This window comes from uncultured Roseovarius sp., from assembly GCF_963972555.1.
Taxonomy (GTDB): Bacteria; Pseudomonadota; Alphaproteobacteria; order Rhodobacterales; family Rhodobacteraceae; genus Roseovarius; species Roseovarius mucosus.
This window is the reverse complement of record NZ_CAXAUM010000004.1, coordinates 249,720-266,162: the sequence shown is the minus strand read 5'-3', so window position 1 is coordinate 266,162 and position 16,443 is coordinate 249,720. Positions and strand designations below refer to the sequence as shown.

Below are 16,443 nucleotides of genomic sequence, written 5' to 3'. Positions count from 1 at the left end.
GGTCTCAGCCCTGCCAACGCGGCGTGCGCCGCTCGAAAAAGGCACCGATGCCTTCGCGCGCTTCCGCCCCCTCCCAACAGGTCGTCAGCGCCGCGATGGTCATGGCAATCGTGTCCTCGTCAATACGTGGCCCAAGCGCGCGCACCAGCGCCTTGGCCTGCCCCACTGCCCCCGGTGCACACTCCAGATAGGGCGCGACCTCGGCCTCAACCGCGGCATCCAGATCGCCCTCGGGCACAGCGCGGGCCAGCAATCCAAGCTGCACCGCCTCGGCGGCATCGAACCTGCGCCCGGACATGAACACGCGCCGCGCCCTTGCCGCACCCATCCGCGCCACCACATAGGGGCCGATGGTGGCCGGGATCAGGCCCAACCGCGTCTCGGTCAGCGCCATCAGCGCGTGATCCGCGCCAATCGTCACGTCGCAGACGCTCATCAGGCCGATGCCCCCGCCAAAGGCATTGCCCTGCACCCGACCGATCAACGGCTTGGGCAGGGTATCGAGCGCGTGCAGCATCTGCGCCAGCTTGGCCGCCTCCCGCCCACGCGCATCCGGCTCCGCCTCGAACTGCTCCCGCATCCAGCCCAGATCGCCACCCGCGCAGAATGTCTTGCCCTGCGCCGCGAGCACGACCACACGCACCGCCGCGTCCGCGCCCAACGCCTCGGCGGCCCTGTGCAATTCGGCAATCATCTGCGCCGACATGGCGTTGTGCTTTTCCTCTCGCGCAAGCGTGAGGGTCGCCACTCCGCGCGCGTCGGTCTCGAGTTTGATGGTTTCAAACATCGCCCAGCTCCTTGCCTGTTTGCCGCAACCAATCCGCATAGACCCAGTTCATGCGATCCACGAACCAGATCTTCGGCACCATCATCAGGATCGTACCGAACACCGTCCACACCGCATCGAGCCGCCACAGGCCAACCGCCATGATCAAAGCTCCGGGCAGCGATGCCGCCGACAAAAGTGCTGCCCAATGCCGGTGATGGGCGGCAACCTCGTCGGGGCGTTTCAGAAACACCCGTTCCCCCAACACCCCGCGCGAGGCCCAGTTGTCCAGCGACGCAGGCGGCGGAAACGCGCGCGGATTGACCCAAACCCAGATCATCACGGCGAGCAATCCCGCCCAAGCCCAGCCGCCGACCCAGACCCTGGACCAGATCGCGAGAGCAAGAAGCGGCAGCATCGTGAAACGGGTGTAGACCGACCACGGATTAGCATGACGCGCCCAAGTGGCGCCGTTCATCCCCATCGCACGTTCGGCAACCCGGTAGATGCCGCTCATCCCCGCATCGCCCGCGCCATATCCGCCGCCCGCGCTAGCACGCCGGCATCCAGCCCGGTCTCATAGCCAAGCGTGCTGAGGCGCGCATGCACGGCCTCTGTCGCCACATTGCCAGCCGCGCCCGGCGCATAGGGACAGCCCCCGAGCCCCCCCACGGCGGCATCGAACACGCGCACGCCCTGCGCCAGCGCCACCTCGATATTGTCAAGCGCGTGACCCGACGTGTCATGGAAATGCCCCGCCAACCGCTCGACCGGCACCACCTCCCGCACCGCCGCCAGCATCGCGGCGACCGCCTCCGGCTTGCCCCGTCCGATGGTATCGCCAAGGCTGATCTCGTAACAGCCCATGGCCCAGAGCGCCTCGGCCACCCGCGCCACCTCGGCCGGGGCCACCGGCCCGTCATAAGGGCATTCGACCACGCAAGACACATAGCCGCGCACACGCAGCCCTTCGGCCCCCGCCGCCTCCATTACCGGTTCAAACCGCGCGAGGCTCTCCTCGACCGAGGCGTTGATATTGGCGCGTGAAAACCCCTCGGAGGCAGAACCAAACACCGCCACCTCATCCGCTCCTGCATCGAGCGCGTCACTCAACCCCCGCATATTCGGTGTCAGCGCGGCATACCGCACCCCCGCCGCGCGCCGGATCCCACGCAGAACCTCGGCGCTGTCGGCCATCTGCGGCACCCATTTGGGGCTCACGAAACTCGCCACTTCGATCCGCGAGAATCCTGCGCCGCTCAGGCAATCCACAAGCGCGATCTTGTCCCGCGTGGAAATGTGCCGCGCCTCGTTCTGCAACCCGTCGCGCGGACCCACCTCAAAAATCTCGACACGCTCGCCCATCACGCCCCCTCCGGCACCGGATAAAACTCCTGGATATAGATATCCTGCTCTCCATCCCGCGCCTTGGCCCGAATATAGGCAGGCCGCGCGCGCAACCGCCCCCAATAGGCCATAAGGCGCGGATAGGCGTCCAGATCGACGTAATACCGCGCCAATTCAAACCCATAGGCAAACATCACATCCGCCGCCGAAAACCCTGAAGGCAAGAGATACTCGCCGTCCATCCGCGCCTCCATCGCCGCAAGGCTCGCGCGCAGACGCGCGTTGAGCAGCTTGACAACCACTGCGGATGGCTGCGCAGGCGGGCGCAGGAACACCTGGTTGAGGTTGAGGTTTTCCAAGAGGCACCCCACCGTTTCGGCATAGGCAAACACCTCCAGCGCGCGCGCCCGCTCGGGGCTGCCGGGGGCGGGCAGCAATCCGGCCTCTGGGTAGGTCTCGCACAAGAGCTGCACAATCGCCCCACTCTCGAACCACACCGCGCCCTGACGCTCCAGCACCGGCACGCGTCCGGCTGGCGACAAGGCCAGAAACTCCGGGCTGCGCATCGACCCATCGCGGATCGAATAATACGCGACCTCATAGTCCAGCCCCAACTCCTCCAACAGCCACATAACGCGCAGCGACCGCGCCAGCGGCACATGATGCAGCCGGATCATGCGCTCTCCTCCTCCAAACGCACCAGCGCCGCACCGGCGCTCACCTGATCGCCCGCAGCGACCAGCACTTCGGCCACAACCCCGTCGCGCGCCGCCAGAAGGCTATGCTCCATCTTCATCGCCTCAAGCACCGCCAGCCGGTCGTCCTTGGCCACCGCCTGCCCCGGCGTGGCATAGACCGCCTTGACCAACCCCGGCATCGGCGCCTCGATCAAGGTGGCATCGCCCCCCGCGGCGCCTTCCCGCGCCAGAGGGTCAACCAGATCAAACGTCAGCCCATAGTGCGCAAAGACCGTGATGCGGTTGCCATCCACGGCGACGCCGGGCGCAGGTTGCCCATCCAGCCGCCAGCGCCCATCCACGCGCCGCGCTGCAACCACCGCGTCCCCCACGCGCAAATCATGGGCGTCCGCACCCAGTGTCACCAGCCGAACAGCAATTTCCGCGCCGCCATGGATGAGCCGCACCTCGCGCTCCAGCGGCGACCACAGGACAAAGCCCGCATCTGGCGGCATGTCCCCAAGAAGACCCAGACCCGCCAGCGCCGCCAAAGCCACCTCCCGCGGGCCCGCCTCGGGCACCTCCACCAGCGCTTCGAGGTCGCGCGCGATCAGCCCGGTATCCACCTCGCCCACCGCGAATCCCGCGTGCCGCGCCAACGCCCCCAGAAACCCGAGATTCGTCACCGTTCCGGCCACCTCTGTCCCCTCCAGCGCCGCCGCCAGTCGCCGGAGCGCCACGGCGCGCGTCGGGCCATGGGTGATCACCTTGGCGATCATCGGATCGTACCAGGGACTGATCTCGTCGCCAGCCCGCACGCCACTATCGGCGCGCGCCATTGCCGGGAACGCCAGATGCGAGAGCGTTCCCGTGGCCGGCAGAAACCCTTTGGGCACATCCTCGGCATAGAGCCGCGCCTCAAAGGCATGTCCGTTGATCGTCAGATCCTCCTGACGCGCGGGCAGACCTTCGCCCGCCGCCACCCGCAATTGCCACTCCACCAGATCGACGCCGGTGATGGCCTCCGTCACCGGATGCTCGACCTGAAGGCGCGTGTTCATCTCCATGAACCAGAATCGGTCGGCACGCAGACCCTCAGAACCATCGACGATGAATTCGATCGTGCCTGCCCCTGAATAACCGATCGCCTCTGCCGCGCGCACCGCCGCCTGCCCCATGGCGGCACGCACCTCGGGCGTCATGCAGGGGGCCGGGGCCTCTTCGATCACCTTCTGATGCCGCCGTTGCAGCGAACAATCCCGCTCGAAGAGATGCACGGCCCGCGTGCCATCGCCGAACACCTGCACCTCGATATGCCGGGGCTTCTGGATATATTTCTCGATCAGCACGGCAGCATTGCCAAAGGCTGTGCGCGCCTCGCCCTGCGCACTCTCCAGCGCCTCGGCAAAGCGCTCGGGCTGCTCCACCAGACGCATCCCCTTGCCGCCGCCGCCTGCCACGGCCTTGATCAGCACCGGATAGCCAATCGCCTCGGCGGCGCCCGCCAGATGCTCGGGGTCCTGGTTCGCGCCATGATACCCCAGCACCACCGGCACACCCGCCTTTTCCATCAGCACTTTCGCGGCATCCTTGAGCCCCATCGCACGTATGGCGCGCGCCGAGGGGCCGATAAAGACCAACCCCGCCGCTTCCACCGCTTCGACGAACTCGGGGTTTTCGCTCAGGAACCCATAGCCGGGATGAATGGCCTCCGCCCCCGTCTCAAGCGCTGCCGCGATGATCGCCTCACCGCGCAAGTAACTTTCAGACGGGGCCGCCCCGCCAATCCACACCGCCCGGTCGGCCAGCGCCACATGCGCCGCCCCCCGGTCCGCGTCGGAATAGACTGCCACCACCTCGACGCCCATCGCCCGAGCTGTGCGCATGACCCGGCAGGCAATCTCGCCCCGGTTCGCGATCAGGATACGTTCAAACATGGCCCGAGCCCCCGATTTTATCGTTCTTCAAATACTCAATTTCCACGACTTGCCTCATCCTGATCCCTTTCAGCACCACCCCAACCGCGCCTCGCCATCATAGGGCCGCGCCAACCCGCTTGAGATCATTTTTCGCGCCACCGGCACACCATCTGTCGAGGCGAAAATCAGAGCGCGGCCATAGTCATCGGTTCCTTCGCGAACAAACTTCAAATCCTTGGATGTCATCAGCATCCAACGCAGCGCCCATTTCGCCCGCCACGCGTCTCTGAACTCCGACGCGCATCTTGCAGAGAACAACTCAGGAGCATCGAACCCGGTCAGACGTGCCTCGATCAAGCCTCTGTTTGGGCAATAGAGACGAAGGGTATCCCCATCTGTCACGCTCACCAAACGACATCCATTATCCTGAGCCCCGACAAGGCCCATCAAACCAACCCTCGTCGTTGCAAAAACGTCCGCCCCGAGGGGCAGAAGTACCAAGGCAATTGCTCCAGCCATCATCACGCCACGTAGAAAAAACGAAGGGGCAAGCAGCCCGCGCCGCGGGGTGCGAAAGGGCGAGCGGCCGCGCGGATTTGGGGGCGTTCCAAGGTCCCATTTCGGATGTCGGCGCGCACCTCTGTAGAAACGGATGAGCTTTCCCTTGCGCATGGCCCCCTCACATCCGGAAGACGCCAAAGCGCGTCTCTTCCACCGGTGCGTTGAGGGCTGCGCGTAGCGACAGCGCCAGAACATCGCGGCTCTTGCGCGGGTCCACGATCCCATCATCCCAGAGCCGGGCGCTGGCATAGAGCGGGTGCGACTGGCGCTCGAACATCTCGACCGTGGGGCGTTTGAAGTCGGCCTCGTCCTCGGCCGACCAGCTGCCGCCCTTGCGCTCGATGGCGTCACGCCTCACCGTGGCCAGAACCCCCGCTGCCTGCTCTCCCCCCATCACCGAAATGCGGGAGTTCGGCCACGACCACATGAAGCGCGGTTGATAGGCCCGCCCCGCCATGCCGTAATTGCCCGCGCCAAACGAGCCGCCCACCACCATGGTGATCTTGGGCACAGAGGTTGTCGCTACCGCCGTCACCATCTTGGCCCCGTGCCGCGCGATGCCCTCGTTCTCGTATTTGCGGCCCACCATGAACCCGGTGATGTTCTGAAGGAAGATCAGCGGCACCTTGCGTTGGCTGCAGAGTTCGACGAAATGCGCGCCCTTCTGCGCGGCCTCCGAAAAGAGAACGCCGTTATTGGCGATGATCCCCACCGGACAGCCTTTGATATGGGCAAAACCCGTCACGAGCGTCTCGCCGAACCGCGCCTTGAACTCATCCAGCCGCGAGCCATCGACGACGCGCGCAATCACCTCGCGAATGTCGTAGGGCGTGCGCAGATCGGCGGGCACCACGCCCAAAAGCTCCTCGGGATCATAGGCCGGCTCCTCGGGGGCCTCCCACCGTAGGGTGGGTGCCAACCCACCGCCCAAAGACCCCACGGCACGCCGCGCCAGGGCGAGCGCGTGCCCGTCATCCTCGGCCAGGTAATCCGCCACACCCGACAGGCGCGTATGCACATCGCCACCGCCCAGATCCTCGGCGCTGACCACCTCCCCCGTGGCGGCCCTCACAAGCGGCGGCCCGGCCAGAAAGATCGTGCCCTGCTCGCGCACGATGATGGTGACATCGCTCATCGCGGGCACATAGGCACCGCCGGCGGTGCAGCTTCCCATCACGACCGCAATCTGTGCGATGCCTTTCGCACTCATCCGCGCCTGATTGTAGAAAATCCGCCCGAAATGGTCGCGGTCCGGGAACACCTCATCCTGATTGGGCAGGTTCGCACCACCCGAATCTACCAGATAGATGCAGGGCAGATGACATTCCTCGGCGATCTCCTGCGCGCGCAGGTGTTTCTTGACCGTCATGGGATAATAGGTGCCGCCCTTGACCGTGGCGTCGTTGCACACCACCATGCAATCCCGCCCCATCACGCGCCCCACGCCCGCGATGACCCCGGCACAGGGGGCCGCACCGTCATAAAGCCCATGCGCCGCCGTGGCCCCGACCTCCAGAAACGGGCTACCGGGATCGAGCAAGCCCGCCACCCGGTCACGCGGCAGCATCTTGCCGCGCGATACATGCCGCTCACGCGCCTGATCGCCGCCCCCCGCTGCCGCCCAATCTGCGGCCTCGCGCACCACGCGCAGCGCCTCCAGATGCCCGGCCCGATTGGCCTTGAACGCCTCGGACCCTGTCAGAACCGATGATGTCAAACGCATGAAGCCTCTCCCTGACTTGGCACGACTGTTGCTAAAATGCCGCGCACTCGCGACCAAAGACCAATTTGACCCATATCAAAGTTTTCCGAGTCGGATGGGCGCATACCCCGCCTTGTAAGAACAAGAGTGGACAGACCATGAAACATTTTACCGCCCTCACCCTTTCGGCCCTGCTTGCTTCTGCAGCAGTTCCTGCTCTCGCTCAGGAAAAAGGCGATTTCCTGCTCGGCCTCGGTCTCGGCTGGATCGAACCCGATAGCGCCACGACGACCGCTGTGGGCCGCGTCAGCGCCGATGGCGCGCTCAGCCCGACGATCACCTTGGAATATTTCATCGCCAAGAATGTCGGTGTCGAGCTTCTGGCGTCGCTGCCCTTCGAGCATGACGTGGATCTGGCCGGTGCCGGTCAGGTTGGCGAGACAAAGCACCTGCCGCCGACCCTCTCGCTGCAGTACCACTTCACCAATTCCAGCGCGTTCACCCCGTTTGTCGGCGTCGGCATCAACTACACCTACTTCTTCGATGAAAAGGGCAAAGGCCCGCTCGCCGGTGTCTCGCTTGATCTCGACGACTCTTGGGGTCTCGCGCTCCATGCCGGTGCCGATTACGCCATCAGCGAGAAATCTGCTGTGCGCCTTGACGTGCGCTACATCGACATCGAAACCGACGTGAAGGTCGGCGGCGCCCAGATCGGCAAGGTCAAGATCGACCCGTGGGTCTTCAACGTCGCCTATGTGATGAAATTCTGATCCCCTCCCAAATCGGATCGGACGCTGAGGGCTGGCCATCGCGCCAGCCCTTTTTTCATGGATGAAACACATCATGCCTGCCCCTCTGCCACGGCCCGCGCCTTGAGATCCTTGCGGATCACCTTGCCGGTGACGGTCATCGGCAGCGCGTCGAGAAAGGCGATCTCGCGCGGATAGGAATAGCCCGCGAGCCGCGCCTTGACATGCGCCTGCAATGCACCTGCCAGCACCTCTGACGGCACCTGCCCGGCCTTCAACACCACATAGGCTTTGACGATCTCGGTGCGCAGCGCATCCGGCTTGCCCACCACGCCCACCGTTGCCACCGCCGGATGGGTGAGCAGGCAATCCTCGATCTCTGCCGGACCGATACGATAGCCCGCACTCGTGATCACGTCATCCTCGCGCCCGACAAAGCGGATATGCCCATCCTCGATCACCCCCCGGTCGCCCGTGAGCAGCCAATCGCCACAGAATTTCTCCGCCGTCTCGCGGGGGCGCCCCCAGTATTCCAGCATCATCGAGGCCGACCCGCGCCGCACCGCAATCTCGCCCTCGCCGTCCGTGACGCGGCCCTTGGCATCAATCACCGCCACATCATGCCCCGGCACCGCCCGACCCAGACTGCCCGGCACCGGCGGATAGAGAGCAGCACAGGACGTGCCCACCATGTTGCACTCGGTCTGCCCATAGAATTCGTTGATCGTCACGCCAAAGGCGCGCCGCCCCCAGTCGAGCATTTCTGCGCCCAGCGGCTCACCACCGCTGGCCACGCTGCGCAATCCGTCGATTCGCGCCTCCGCCGCCTTGAGCATCCGCAAGGCGGTGGGCGGGAAAAACACATTTCTGACAGCACCTTCCGCGATGATCCTGCCGCACTCCTCGGGCGAGAACTTTGCCATCCGCGCCGCCACCACCGGCACGCCAATGGCCAGCCCCGGCATCAGCACGTCAAACAGCCCGCCGATCCACGCCCAATCCGCAGGCGTCCAAAGACAATCGCCGGGTTGACCCAGAAAATCATGGCTCATCTCGACGCCGGGCAAATGCCCGGTCAGCACGCGGTGCGCATGCAGCGCACCCTTGGGGCTGCCCGTGGTGCCGCTGGTATAGATAAGCACGGCGGGCTCTTCGGCCCCCGTGTCCACGGTTTCGAATCGTCCCGCAGGCAGTGCCTCATGCTCAGGGATAACCGGTGTCACCCCCGGCAAGGCGCGCAGCATCGCGGCCCCCTCAACATCGGTCACAACCACCTTGGCCCCCGCATCCCCCACCCGGCTGACCAGCGCATCCTCCTTGAATAGCTTGAAAAGAGGGATCGAAATCGCGCCGATCTTCCAGATGGCGATATGCGCCGCAGCACACCAGCCACCTTGACCGCGCAGCACGCCCACCCGGTCGCCCCGCCGCACACCGCGCGCGACCAGACCATGCGCCAGCCGATCCGCCATGGCCCGCAGCGCGCCATAAGTCACATCGCGCGGACCCTCACCCGAGAGGTCGATGATCGCCACACGCCCACGCTCTGCCTCGGCCCGAGTATCACAAACCTGCGCCGCCATGTTCAGCCGCGCCGGAATATCCCAGCGAAACCCGGCATAAAGCGCGTCATAAGGCGCAGACCGCAGCAAGGGGCGCATCCCGATCATGACGCGGCCCCTGCCACATTCACATGCGCCACCCGCCCATAGGCATCGACGAAATACTCATAGTGCCCACAGACCACCACAAGCCACAGATCGGCGCTTGTCGCAGGGCGCGCAGTGCAATCGCTGCGCAGCGCCCCTTGCCCTGCATCCGCAAGATACCGCGACGCGACGCGCTCGATCACCTCTGTTTCGGTCGTCAGCACCGCCCGTCCGCCCAGCAACAGGCCGATACCGGCCACCGCCGCGATCAGTGCCAGCACCGGCAAGAACAAGAGGCGGCGCGGCATGGGATCACTCCCCGAATTGGCTCGATTGCAGATAGAACAGCTGACTCGCGGTCTCGTGCAGATGACAGCTGACCGACGCCGGACCGGCCCCCGTGCCACCACCCCATTGCGACGCGACATAGGCACATTTCGCATCGCGGAACCCGATCCACGCCCGCTGCATCTCGCGCAAGGCGTCGGCCTGCTTGGGAGCATAGGACATGGCCTCGGCGTCCTGCGCCTTGAGCTTGATCATCAGCGCCTGATATTCCTCATTCAGCCACCTGTCCCAGACGGCGCGCTCGTAATCGGTGCAGGCCCCCATGCCGACGGTGGTATAGCCATCAGAGGTGGCGTTGATGCACGCCTCCGCCGCAAGGCCGGGGCACATATCGCCGCCCCCCGTCGCCAGACAGGCCTCGACCGGCGCGATGTCGAAAATCAGGCTCTGCGCCACCGCAGGCCAAGGCAGGATCAGCGCCGCTACAAGAAGCCCTCTCATGCCATCGCCCCCATCAACTCGCGGCCAACCAGCATGCGCCGGATCTCCGAGGTGCCCGCCCCGATCTCCATCAGCTTGGCGTCGCGGAAAAGCCGCGCGACGGGTGCATCGGCCAGAAATCCGGCACCGCCCATCGCCTGCACCGCCTGATGCGCCTGAACCATCGCCTGCTCGGAGGCATAGAGACAGCAGGCCGCCGCATCCTGACGGGTCACATCGCTCCGGTCGCAGGCCTTGGCCACCTCATAGACATAGGCACGGGCCGAATTCATCGCCGTGTACATATCGGCGATCTTGCCCTGCATGAGCTGGAAATTCCCGATCGGCTGGCCAAACTGCTTGCGCTCCGCGAGATAGGGCATAGTCTCGTCGAGACAGGCCGCCATGATCCCCGTGCCGATCCCCGCCAGCACGACGCGCTCGTAATCGAGGCCCGACATCAGCACGCGCACGCCCTTGCCCTCTTCGCCCAGAACGTTCTCGAAGGGCACTTCGACATCATCAAAGATCAACTCGGCCGTATTGCTGCCGCGCATCCCCAGCTTGTCGAAATGGGGCGAGGTGCTGAACCCCGTCATCGTTTTCTCTATCAGAAACGCCGTGATCCCCTTGCTGCCCGCCTCTGGATCAGTCTTGGCATAGACCACCAGGGTATCGGCATCCGGCCCGTTGGTGATCCAGTATTTCGTGCCATTGAGAACGTAGCGATCATTCCGCTTCTCGGCGCGCAGTTTCATGCTGACCACATCGCTGCCCGCCCCCGCCTCGGACATGGCCAGCGCGCCGACATGCGCGCCACTCACCAGACCCGGCAGGTATTTTGCCTTTTGCGCCTCGGTGCCGTTCAGCTTGATCTGGTTCACACAGAGGTTGGAATGCGCCCCATAGCTGAGCGAGACAGAGGCAGAGGCCCGCGCGATTTCCTCGACCGCGATGACATGCGCGAGATAGGTCATCCCCGCCCCGCCATATTCCTCGGGCACGGTAATGCCCAAAAGGCCGAGATCCCCCATTTCCCGCCAGAGCGCATGAGGAAAGGCGTTGCTGCGATCCACCTCTGCGGCCATCGGCTTGACCCGCTCCTGCGCCCAGCGATGCACCATCTCACGCAGGGCATTCACATCCTCGCCCAGATCAAATTGCATGACCGCATTGAACATCGCGCTTCCTCCTCCGAAACGGATTTATTGAACACTTGTTCATTTTATACACAGTTGCCCCCACCCGTCAATCACAAGCCTGCGCAGACCTTGGGCAGAGCACCGCCGACACGAGCCCATTTTTTAGATTTTTCAGACTTTCTCCCCTGACTTGCCATATTCAGGGTGTAATAGTTGCCTAAACCCGACTTTTGAGGCCCCTCAGAATGGCACATGCAGAGATCAAGACCGTGGTTCAATGGGCGCGGGGCACCGATTGGCGCCTCACGCTTCAGCATTCATGCCCGGATCACGCGTTGATCTGGATCACCCGTGGCCAGGGAATCGCCATCATCGACGGGGTACGGCGCGGCGTCGGCGTGCACAACGCGCTGGCCATCCCAGCCGGGACCATGTTTTCACTCGATCTTGGCAAGACCGGCTTTGGTCAGGTCTGCCTCTTGCCTGCGGGTGGCCCGATCCTGATGCCAGACCATGCCCAACACCTGCGCATCCGCGACGTAACCGGTCAGAACGAACTCACCGCCATTCTCGAGGCAATGCAGCGCGAACAATCCGCACACCGCGATTTCATGGACGAGGCGCTCAATGCTCAGGCGCGGATGCTCACCGTCTGGCTGCGCCGCGCCATGATTGCCCAAGGCCCGCAGGAACGGCCCAATTCCAGCGCCCGGTTGATGCAGGCCTACGCCGCTCTTGTGGCCCGAGATTACACCAGTGGGCGCGCCATGGCGGTCTATGCCCGCGCGCTGGGCGTGACACCCACCCATCTCACGCGCGTCTGCAAACAGGCCTCGGGCCTCACCGCCGCCGACCTTCTGACCGAACGAAGCCTGCACGCGGCCCGTGATCTGCTCGAAGCAAGCGACTTGCCGATCGGCCAAATTGCAGCGAGCCTCGGGTTTGGCAGCGCCGCCTATTTCTCGCGCTTTATACTGCAACACACGGGCCTCACCCCTTCGGCGCTGCGACAGGCCGCGGCGACGCGCAAACCGATGGCCGCAGCACACTGATCGCAAAGGATGCCGCGCGACGGGTTGCGCTTTGAGCACGCCCATTATCTAATGGTCCAGGACCGATTGCCCCGCACTCCACGAAAGCCCCCGATGCCGCGCCAGATCCCGACCGCACCGCACCCCGCCACTCTCCGCGATGCCGAGGCGTTGCGCGCAGGCCGGATGCATCGACGCGAGTTTCTGACGCGCGCCACAGCCCTCGGGCTCAGTGCCTCTGCGGCCTATGCTCTTGGCGGCCTCACACCCCCCGCCAAGGCCCAGACCACGCCGGCCCAAGGCGGCACCCTGCGCATTCAGCAGAATGTGAAACCTCTTTCCGATCCGCGCAGCTATGACTGGAGCGAACTTGGCAATCAGACCCGTGGATTCCTGGAATATCTCGTTGAATATCAGAGCGATGGCACCTTTACGGGCATTTTGCTCGACCGCTGGCAGGTGAATGAGGATGCCACCCGCTATCTCCTCCATCTGCGCGCCGACGTGACCTGGAACAATGGCGATCCCTTTACCGCACAGGATGTCGCCCGTAATATCGCGCGCTGGTGCGACACCACGGCCGAGCGCAATTCCATGGCCGGACGCTTCGCCGGGCTGATCGACCCCGACACCGGACAGGCGCGCGCGGGGACCATCACCGTGCTCGACGATCTCACCCTCGTGCTCAGCCTCTCGCAACCCGACATTTCGGTCATCGCCAATATGGCCGACTATCCCGCTGCCATCGTGCATAATAGCTATGAGGGCGGCGATCCCTTTCTCAATGGCATCGGCACGGGCCCGTTTCGCCCCGTCAGCCTCGTGCCGGGGGAACGGTGCGTGCTCGAACGCCACCCCGATCACCGCTGGTGGGGAACCGACGTATTAGGCGGGCCCTATCTGGACCGCGTCGAATTCATCGACCTCGGCCTCAACCCCTCGGCTTGGCTCGGGGCTGCGGAACGCGGCGAGATCGACCTTCTCTATGAAACCGTCGGTAATTTCATCGACGCCATGGATGGCATCGGCTGGACCCGCACCCGCACCGAGACTGCCGCCACCACCGTCATCCGCGCATCGCAGACCGCACGTGTCGTTGGCACCAACCCCTATCTCAACCGTGACATTCGCCGCGCCATGGCGCTCGCCGTCGATAACGCGATCTGTCTTGAACTGGGCTATGACGGGCGCGGTACTGTGGCCGCCAATCACCACGTCAGCCCGATCCACCCCGCCTATGCCGATATCGGCCCCGCCCCTTATGACCCAACCGAGGCGCGCGCCATCGTAGAGGCGGCAGGCCTTCGCGGCTTTGAACATGAGCTTGTGACCGTGGATGATGAATGGCAGCGCAACACCGGCGATGCGGTCGCCGCGCAGCTGCGCGACGCTGGCCTAACCGTGCGCCGCCGCATCCTGCCCGGCCCGGACTTCTGGGCCAATTGGCGCGAGTTTCCCTTTTCCGCGACCCAGTGGAACCACCGCCCGCTTGACGTGCAGGTGCTCAGCCTTGCCTATCGCTCCAACGCCGCCTGGAACGAGAGCGGCTTTGCCAATGAGGAATTCGACACACTGCTCAACGAGGCCAACCGCCTCAGCGACCCGGACCGCCGCCGCCCGGTCATGGCCCGGCTGCAAACCATCCTGCGCGACGAGGGCGTGATCATCCAGCCCTATTGGCGCGCACTCTTCAATCACCACAACGGACAAGTGGTCAACGCCGAGAAGCATCCCGCCAACGAGATTCATCTCTACAAGATCGGATTCGCCGCCTGATCTCGCGCGGACTCAGCTTCCCAGGATCACCTTGACGTAATTGCGCGTCTCTTCATAGGGCGGCACGCCTCCATGTTTTGTCACGGCGCCCGGCCCCGCATTATAGGCCGCAAGCGCCAGCCGCCACGACCCGAATGTGCGATACTGCTCCGCCAGATAGCGCGCGCCGCCTTCCAGGTTCTCGCGCGGATCATGCGGGTTGACCCCCAGATTGCGCGCGGTCTCTGGCATCAACTGCGCCAACCCAATCGCGCCCTTGTGCGAGCGCGCATCCGCCCGCCAGCCCGACTCCTGCTGCACCAGCCGCAGGAACAGGTCCTCGGGCACCTGATAGCGCCGCGCCGCCTGCTTTGCCATGTCGAGATAGGGCCCGCGATAGACACCCCGGAAAACCGGGCTCAGATCGTCCCACATCGTTGGTGTCTTGACCCGCTCCGGCTGAAGCCGCACCGAATTGTTGTATTGCTGGCGCGCGCGGGTATCGAGAACCTTGGTCTGAGATTTGAAAAGGCTAACCCGGCTCTTGCTCGAGAGCACATCCGCCTCCGCAAAACTCGGCACAACCAGCCCAAAGGCCACAAGCGCACTTGCGATCCACCGCATTCCTGTCCTGCCCCCATCCGTCTATCTGGCCGCACTATAGGCAATTCGACACGGAATTCGAGACTTCTTTTGCCGCTTTGCCCCGCATCGGCAGGTTTCGTCGCATTTAACGACAATTTTAACCTTTCCTTCACGCCGATGCGGTGGTGTAACCGTCAGACGCGAACCACGGCATGATTCAAGGAGGGCGCGATGTCCGGCTCTGTCAACAAGGTAATTCTCATCGGCAATCTGGGCCGCGACCCCGAGGTCCGGACGTTTCAGAACGGCGGCAAGGTCTGTAACCTGCGCATCGCCACCTCCGAAACATGGAAGGACCGCAACACCGGCGAACGCCGCGAGCGTACCGAATGGCACACCGTCGCCATCTTCTCCGAAGGGCTGGTGCGCGTGGCCGAACAGTATCTGCGCAAGGGCTCCAAGGTCTATCTCGAAGGCAAACTGCAGACCCGCAAATGGCAGGATCAATCCGGTCAGGACAAATACAGCACCGAAATCGTGCTTCAAGGCTTTGACGCAACCCTCGTCATGCTGGATGGCCGTGGCGAAGGCGGGGCCTCCGGCGGTGGCGGCGGCAGCTATGGCAGCGGTCAGGATCAGGGCTACGGCGGCGACTATGGCGGCGATTACGGCTCTGCCCCGGCGCCCGCCTCAGGTGGCGGCGGTGCCCGACCCTCTCGCGACATGGATGACGAAATCCCGTTCTGAAGCCCGGGCTTTAACGCGCCCTTAACGGTCCCTGCGCTCTGATCGGGCGCATGGACCTGTACCTCTGCGATCCCTCCCCGCCCCCCGGCATGGCCCCGCTGCATCAGCAGCCGCACTATGCTCGCGCGCTCCGCGCATTAGGGGTCAACGTAGAGACCATTCGCGCCACACATGGCGGCAAATCGATCGCCCAGGCGCAGGTGGTGCGCCGCAGCCTTGGCCCACTCTCCTTCACATGGATGCCGCGCGGTCCGATCTGGGCATCGGATCTACCTGGTCCTGACCGCGATGCCTTTCTCCGCGCATTGCCCCAAACCCTGCCCGGTGGCGTCTGGCTGGCCAATGCCGCCAGCGCAGACGAGGGCGATTGCCTCGCTCGCCATGGCTACCGCGCGCTCATCCCCGGTCAGACACTGGCCAACCTCGATCTTCGCCCGCCGCGCGCCGCACGGCTCGCCGCCCAACACGGCAAATGGCGCAACCGCCTGCGCCATGCTCAGGGCGCGGGGCTGGTCCTCCATGAATCCGCATTCGATCCCGCCACGCACCGGAATCTGCTCAGCCAAGAGGTCGCGCAACAGCGCGCGCGCCGATACCGCGCCCTGCCCGAGGCCTTTACGCTGGCCTATGCCGCGCAAAACCCAGGGGCCGCGCGGATCTGGTCGGCACAGCACTGCGGGCAGCATGTGGCGCATCTGCTGATCCTCACCCATGGCGACACTGCCACCTATCACATCGGGTGGACCGGCCCGGAGGGACGTCGTCGCTCGGCGCACACACTCCTTCTCTGGCAGGCCGCCAATGCCCTGGCGGATCGCGGCATTGCGCGGCTCGATCTCGGCCCCGCCGATACCACGCACGCCCCGGGCCTTGCACGCTTCAAGCTGGGCAGCGGTGCCTTGGCACAACGCCTCGGTCCGAGTATGCTGGCGCTGCCCCGTGTTACCCCCCTGTTCCCAAAGCGACACAACCACGCGGCATGATCCAACCTCAGGGGCGCTTTGCCTCTGGTCTTTCCGCGTCGCGGCGTATAGGGCGCAGGCGA

17 protein-coding genes are annotated in these 16,443 nt (G+C 64.6%); 5 read left to right on the top strand and 12 right to left on the bottom strand.

Features of this window, described 5'->3' with window-relative positions; translation table 11 throughout:
- Window positions 1-4: 4 nt before the first annotated feature.
- From AACZ65_RS06130 to AACZ65_RS06100, 7 genes are all read right to left on the bottom strand, one after another.
- Window positions 5-787, bottom strand: coding sequence for a crotonase/enoyl-CoA hydratase family protein (locus AACZ65_RS06130; RefSeq protein WP_339668938.1), 783 nt, complete (start codon window positions 785-787; stop codon window positions 5-7).
- Window positions 780-1,283: a DUF6653 family protein gene (locus AACZ65_RS06125; protein WP_339668936.1), complete on the bottom strand. Its 504-nt coding sequence runs from the start codon at window positions 1,281-1,283 to the stop codon at window positions 780-782. The genes AACZ65_RS06130 and AACZ65_RS06125 overlap by 8 nt, the downstream gene beginning before the upstream one ends.
- Complete coding sequence (locus AACZ65_RS06120; RefSeq protein WP_339668934.1) at window positions 1,280-2,131, bottom strand: hydroxymethylglutaryl-CoA lyase; 852 nt, start codon at window positions 2,129-2,131, stop codon at window positions 1,280-1,282. Before AACZ65_RS06120 ends, AACZ65_RS06125 begins: the two co-directional genes overlap by 4 nt.
- Window positions 2,131-2,790, bottom strand: a complete 660-nt coding sequence (locus tag AACZ65_RS06115) for a glutathione S-transferase family protein (protein WP_339668932.1) — start codon at window positions 2,788-2,790, stop codon at window positions 2,131-2,133. The genes AACZ65_RS06120 and AACZ65_RS06115 overlap by 1 nt, the downstream gene beginning before the upstream one ends.
- Window positions 2,787-4,727 (bottom strand): biotin carboxylase N-terminal domain-containing protein, encoded by a 1,941-nt coding sequence (locus tag AACZ65_RS06110; RefSeq protein ID WP_339668930.1) that lies wholly within the window; start codon window positions 4,725-4,727, stop codon window positions 2,787-2,789. The genes AACZ65_RS06115 and AACZ65_RS06110 overlap by 4 nt, the downstream gene beginning before the upstream one ends.
- 69 nt (window positions 4,728-4,796) lie before the next feature.
- On the bottom strand, window positions 4,797-5,228 hold the full coding sequence (locus AACZ65_RS06105; RefSeq protein WP_339668928.1) for a hypothetical protein: 432 nt from the start codon (window positions 5,226-5,228) through the stop codon (window positions 4,797-4,799).
- A 160-nt stretch (window positions 5,229-5,388) separates the two neighbouring features.
- The gene (locus AACZ65_RS06100) at window positions 5,389-6,993 is read right to left on the bottom strand and encodes a carboxyl transferase domain-containing protein (RefSeq protein WP_339668926.1); all 1,605 of its coding nucleotides are present in this window, start codon (window positions 6,991-6,993) and stop codon (window positions 5,389-5,391) included.
- A gap of 137 nt (window positions 6,994-7,130) precedes the next feature.
- Here AACZ65_RS06100 and AACZ65_RS06095 point away from each other — a divergent pair, with 137 nt between their 5' ends.
- Window positions 7,131-7,742, top strand: coding sequence for an OmpW family outer membrane protein (locus AACZ65_RS06095; protein WP_339668924.1), 612 nt, complete (start codon window positions 7,131-7,133; stop codon window positions 7,740-7,742).
- Between the two features lie 71 nt (window positions 7,743-7,813).
- Here the strand turns inward: AACZ65_RS06095 and AACZ65_RS06090 are convergent, their stop codons facing one another.
- From AACZ65_RS06090 to AACZ65_RS06075, 4 genes are read right to left on the bottom strand one after another with little or no spacing between them, the layout of a single operon-like run.
- Entirely contained in the window at window positions 7,814-9,391 is a 1,578-nt protein-coding gene (locus AACZ65_RS06090; protein WP_339668922.1) for an AMP-binding protein, read from the bottom strand.
- Complete coding sequence (locus AACZ65_RS06085; RefSeq protein WP_339668920.1) at window positions 9,388-9,678, bottom strand: hypothetical protein; 291 nt, start codon at window positions 9,676-9,678, stop codon at window positions 9,388-9,390. Before AACZ65_RS06085 ends, AACZ65_RS06090 begins: the two co-directional genes overlap by 4 nt.
- A gap of 4 nt (window positions 9,679-9,682) precedes the next feature.
- Window positions 9,683-10,159, bottom strand: coding sequence for a lysozyme inhibitor LprI family protein (locus tag AACZ65_RS06080; RefSeq protein WP_339668918.1), 477 nt, complete (start codon window positions 10,157-10,159; stop codon window positions 9,683-9,685).
- Window positions 10,156-11,319 carry an isovaleryl-CoA dehydrogenase gene (locus AACZ65_RS06075; RefSeq protein ID WP_339668916.1) on the bottom strand — a complete coding sequence of 388 codons (1,164 nt, stop codon included), beginning with the start codon at window positions 11,317-11,319 and terminating at the stop codon, window positions 10,156-10,158. Before AACZ65_RS06075 ends, AACZ65_RS06080 begins: the two co-directional genes overlap by 4 nt.
- Before the next feature lie 206 nt (window positions 11,320-11,525).
- On the opposite strand from AACZ65_RS06075, the gene AACZ65_RS06070 reads away from it, so the two are divergent.
- Entirely contained in the window at window positions 11,526-12,332 is an 807-nt protein-coding gene (locus AACZ65_RS06070) for a helix-turn-helix domain-containing protein (protein WP_339668914.1), read from the top strand.
- Between the two features lie 93 nt (window positions 12,333-12,425).
- Window positions 12,426-14,087 (top strand): ABC transporter substrate-binding protein, encoded by a 1,662-nt coding sequence (locus AACZ65_RS06065; protein WP_339668912.1) that lies wholly within the window; start codon window positions 12,426-12,428, stop codon window positions 14,085-14,087.
- Window positions 14,088-14,099: 12 nt separating this feature from the next.
- Here the strand turns inward: AACZ65_RS06065 and AACZ65_RS06060 are convergent, their stop codons facing one another.
- Entirely contained in the window at window positions 14,100-14,690 is a 591-nt protein-coding gene (locus AACZ65_RS06060) for a lytic transglycosylase domain-containing protein (RefSeq protein WP_037271566.1), read from the bottom strand.
- A 192-nt stretch (window positions 14,691-14,882) separates the two neighbouring features.
- On the opposite strand from AACZ65_RS06060, the gene AACZ65_RS06055 reads away from it, so the two are divergent.
- Together AACZ65_RS06055 and AACZ65_RS06050 are read left to right on the top strand one after the other, a co-directional pair.
- Window positions 14,883-15,398, top strand: coding sequence for a single-stranded DNA-binding protein (locus AACZ65_RS06055; protein ID WP_339668909.1), 516 nt, complete (start codon window positions 14,883-14,885; stop codon window positions 15,396-15,398).
- A 50-nt stretch (window positions 15,399-15,448) separates the two neighbouring features.
- Window positions 15,449-16,381 carry a GNAT family N-acetyltransferase gene (locus AACZ65_RS06050; protein ID WP_339668907.1) on the top strand — a complete coding sequence of 311 codons (933 nt, stop codon included), beginning with the start codon at window positions 15,449-15,451 and terminating at the stop codon, window positions 16,379-16,381.
- Window positions 16,382-16,443 lie beyond the last annotated feature (62 nt).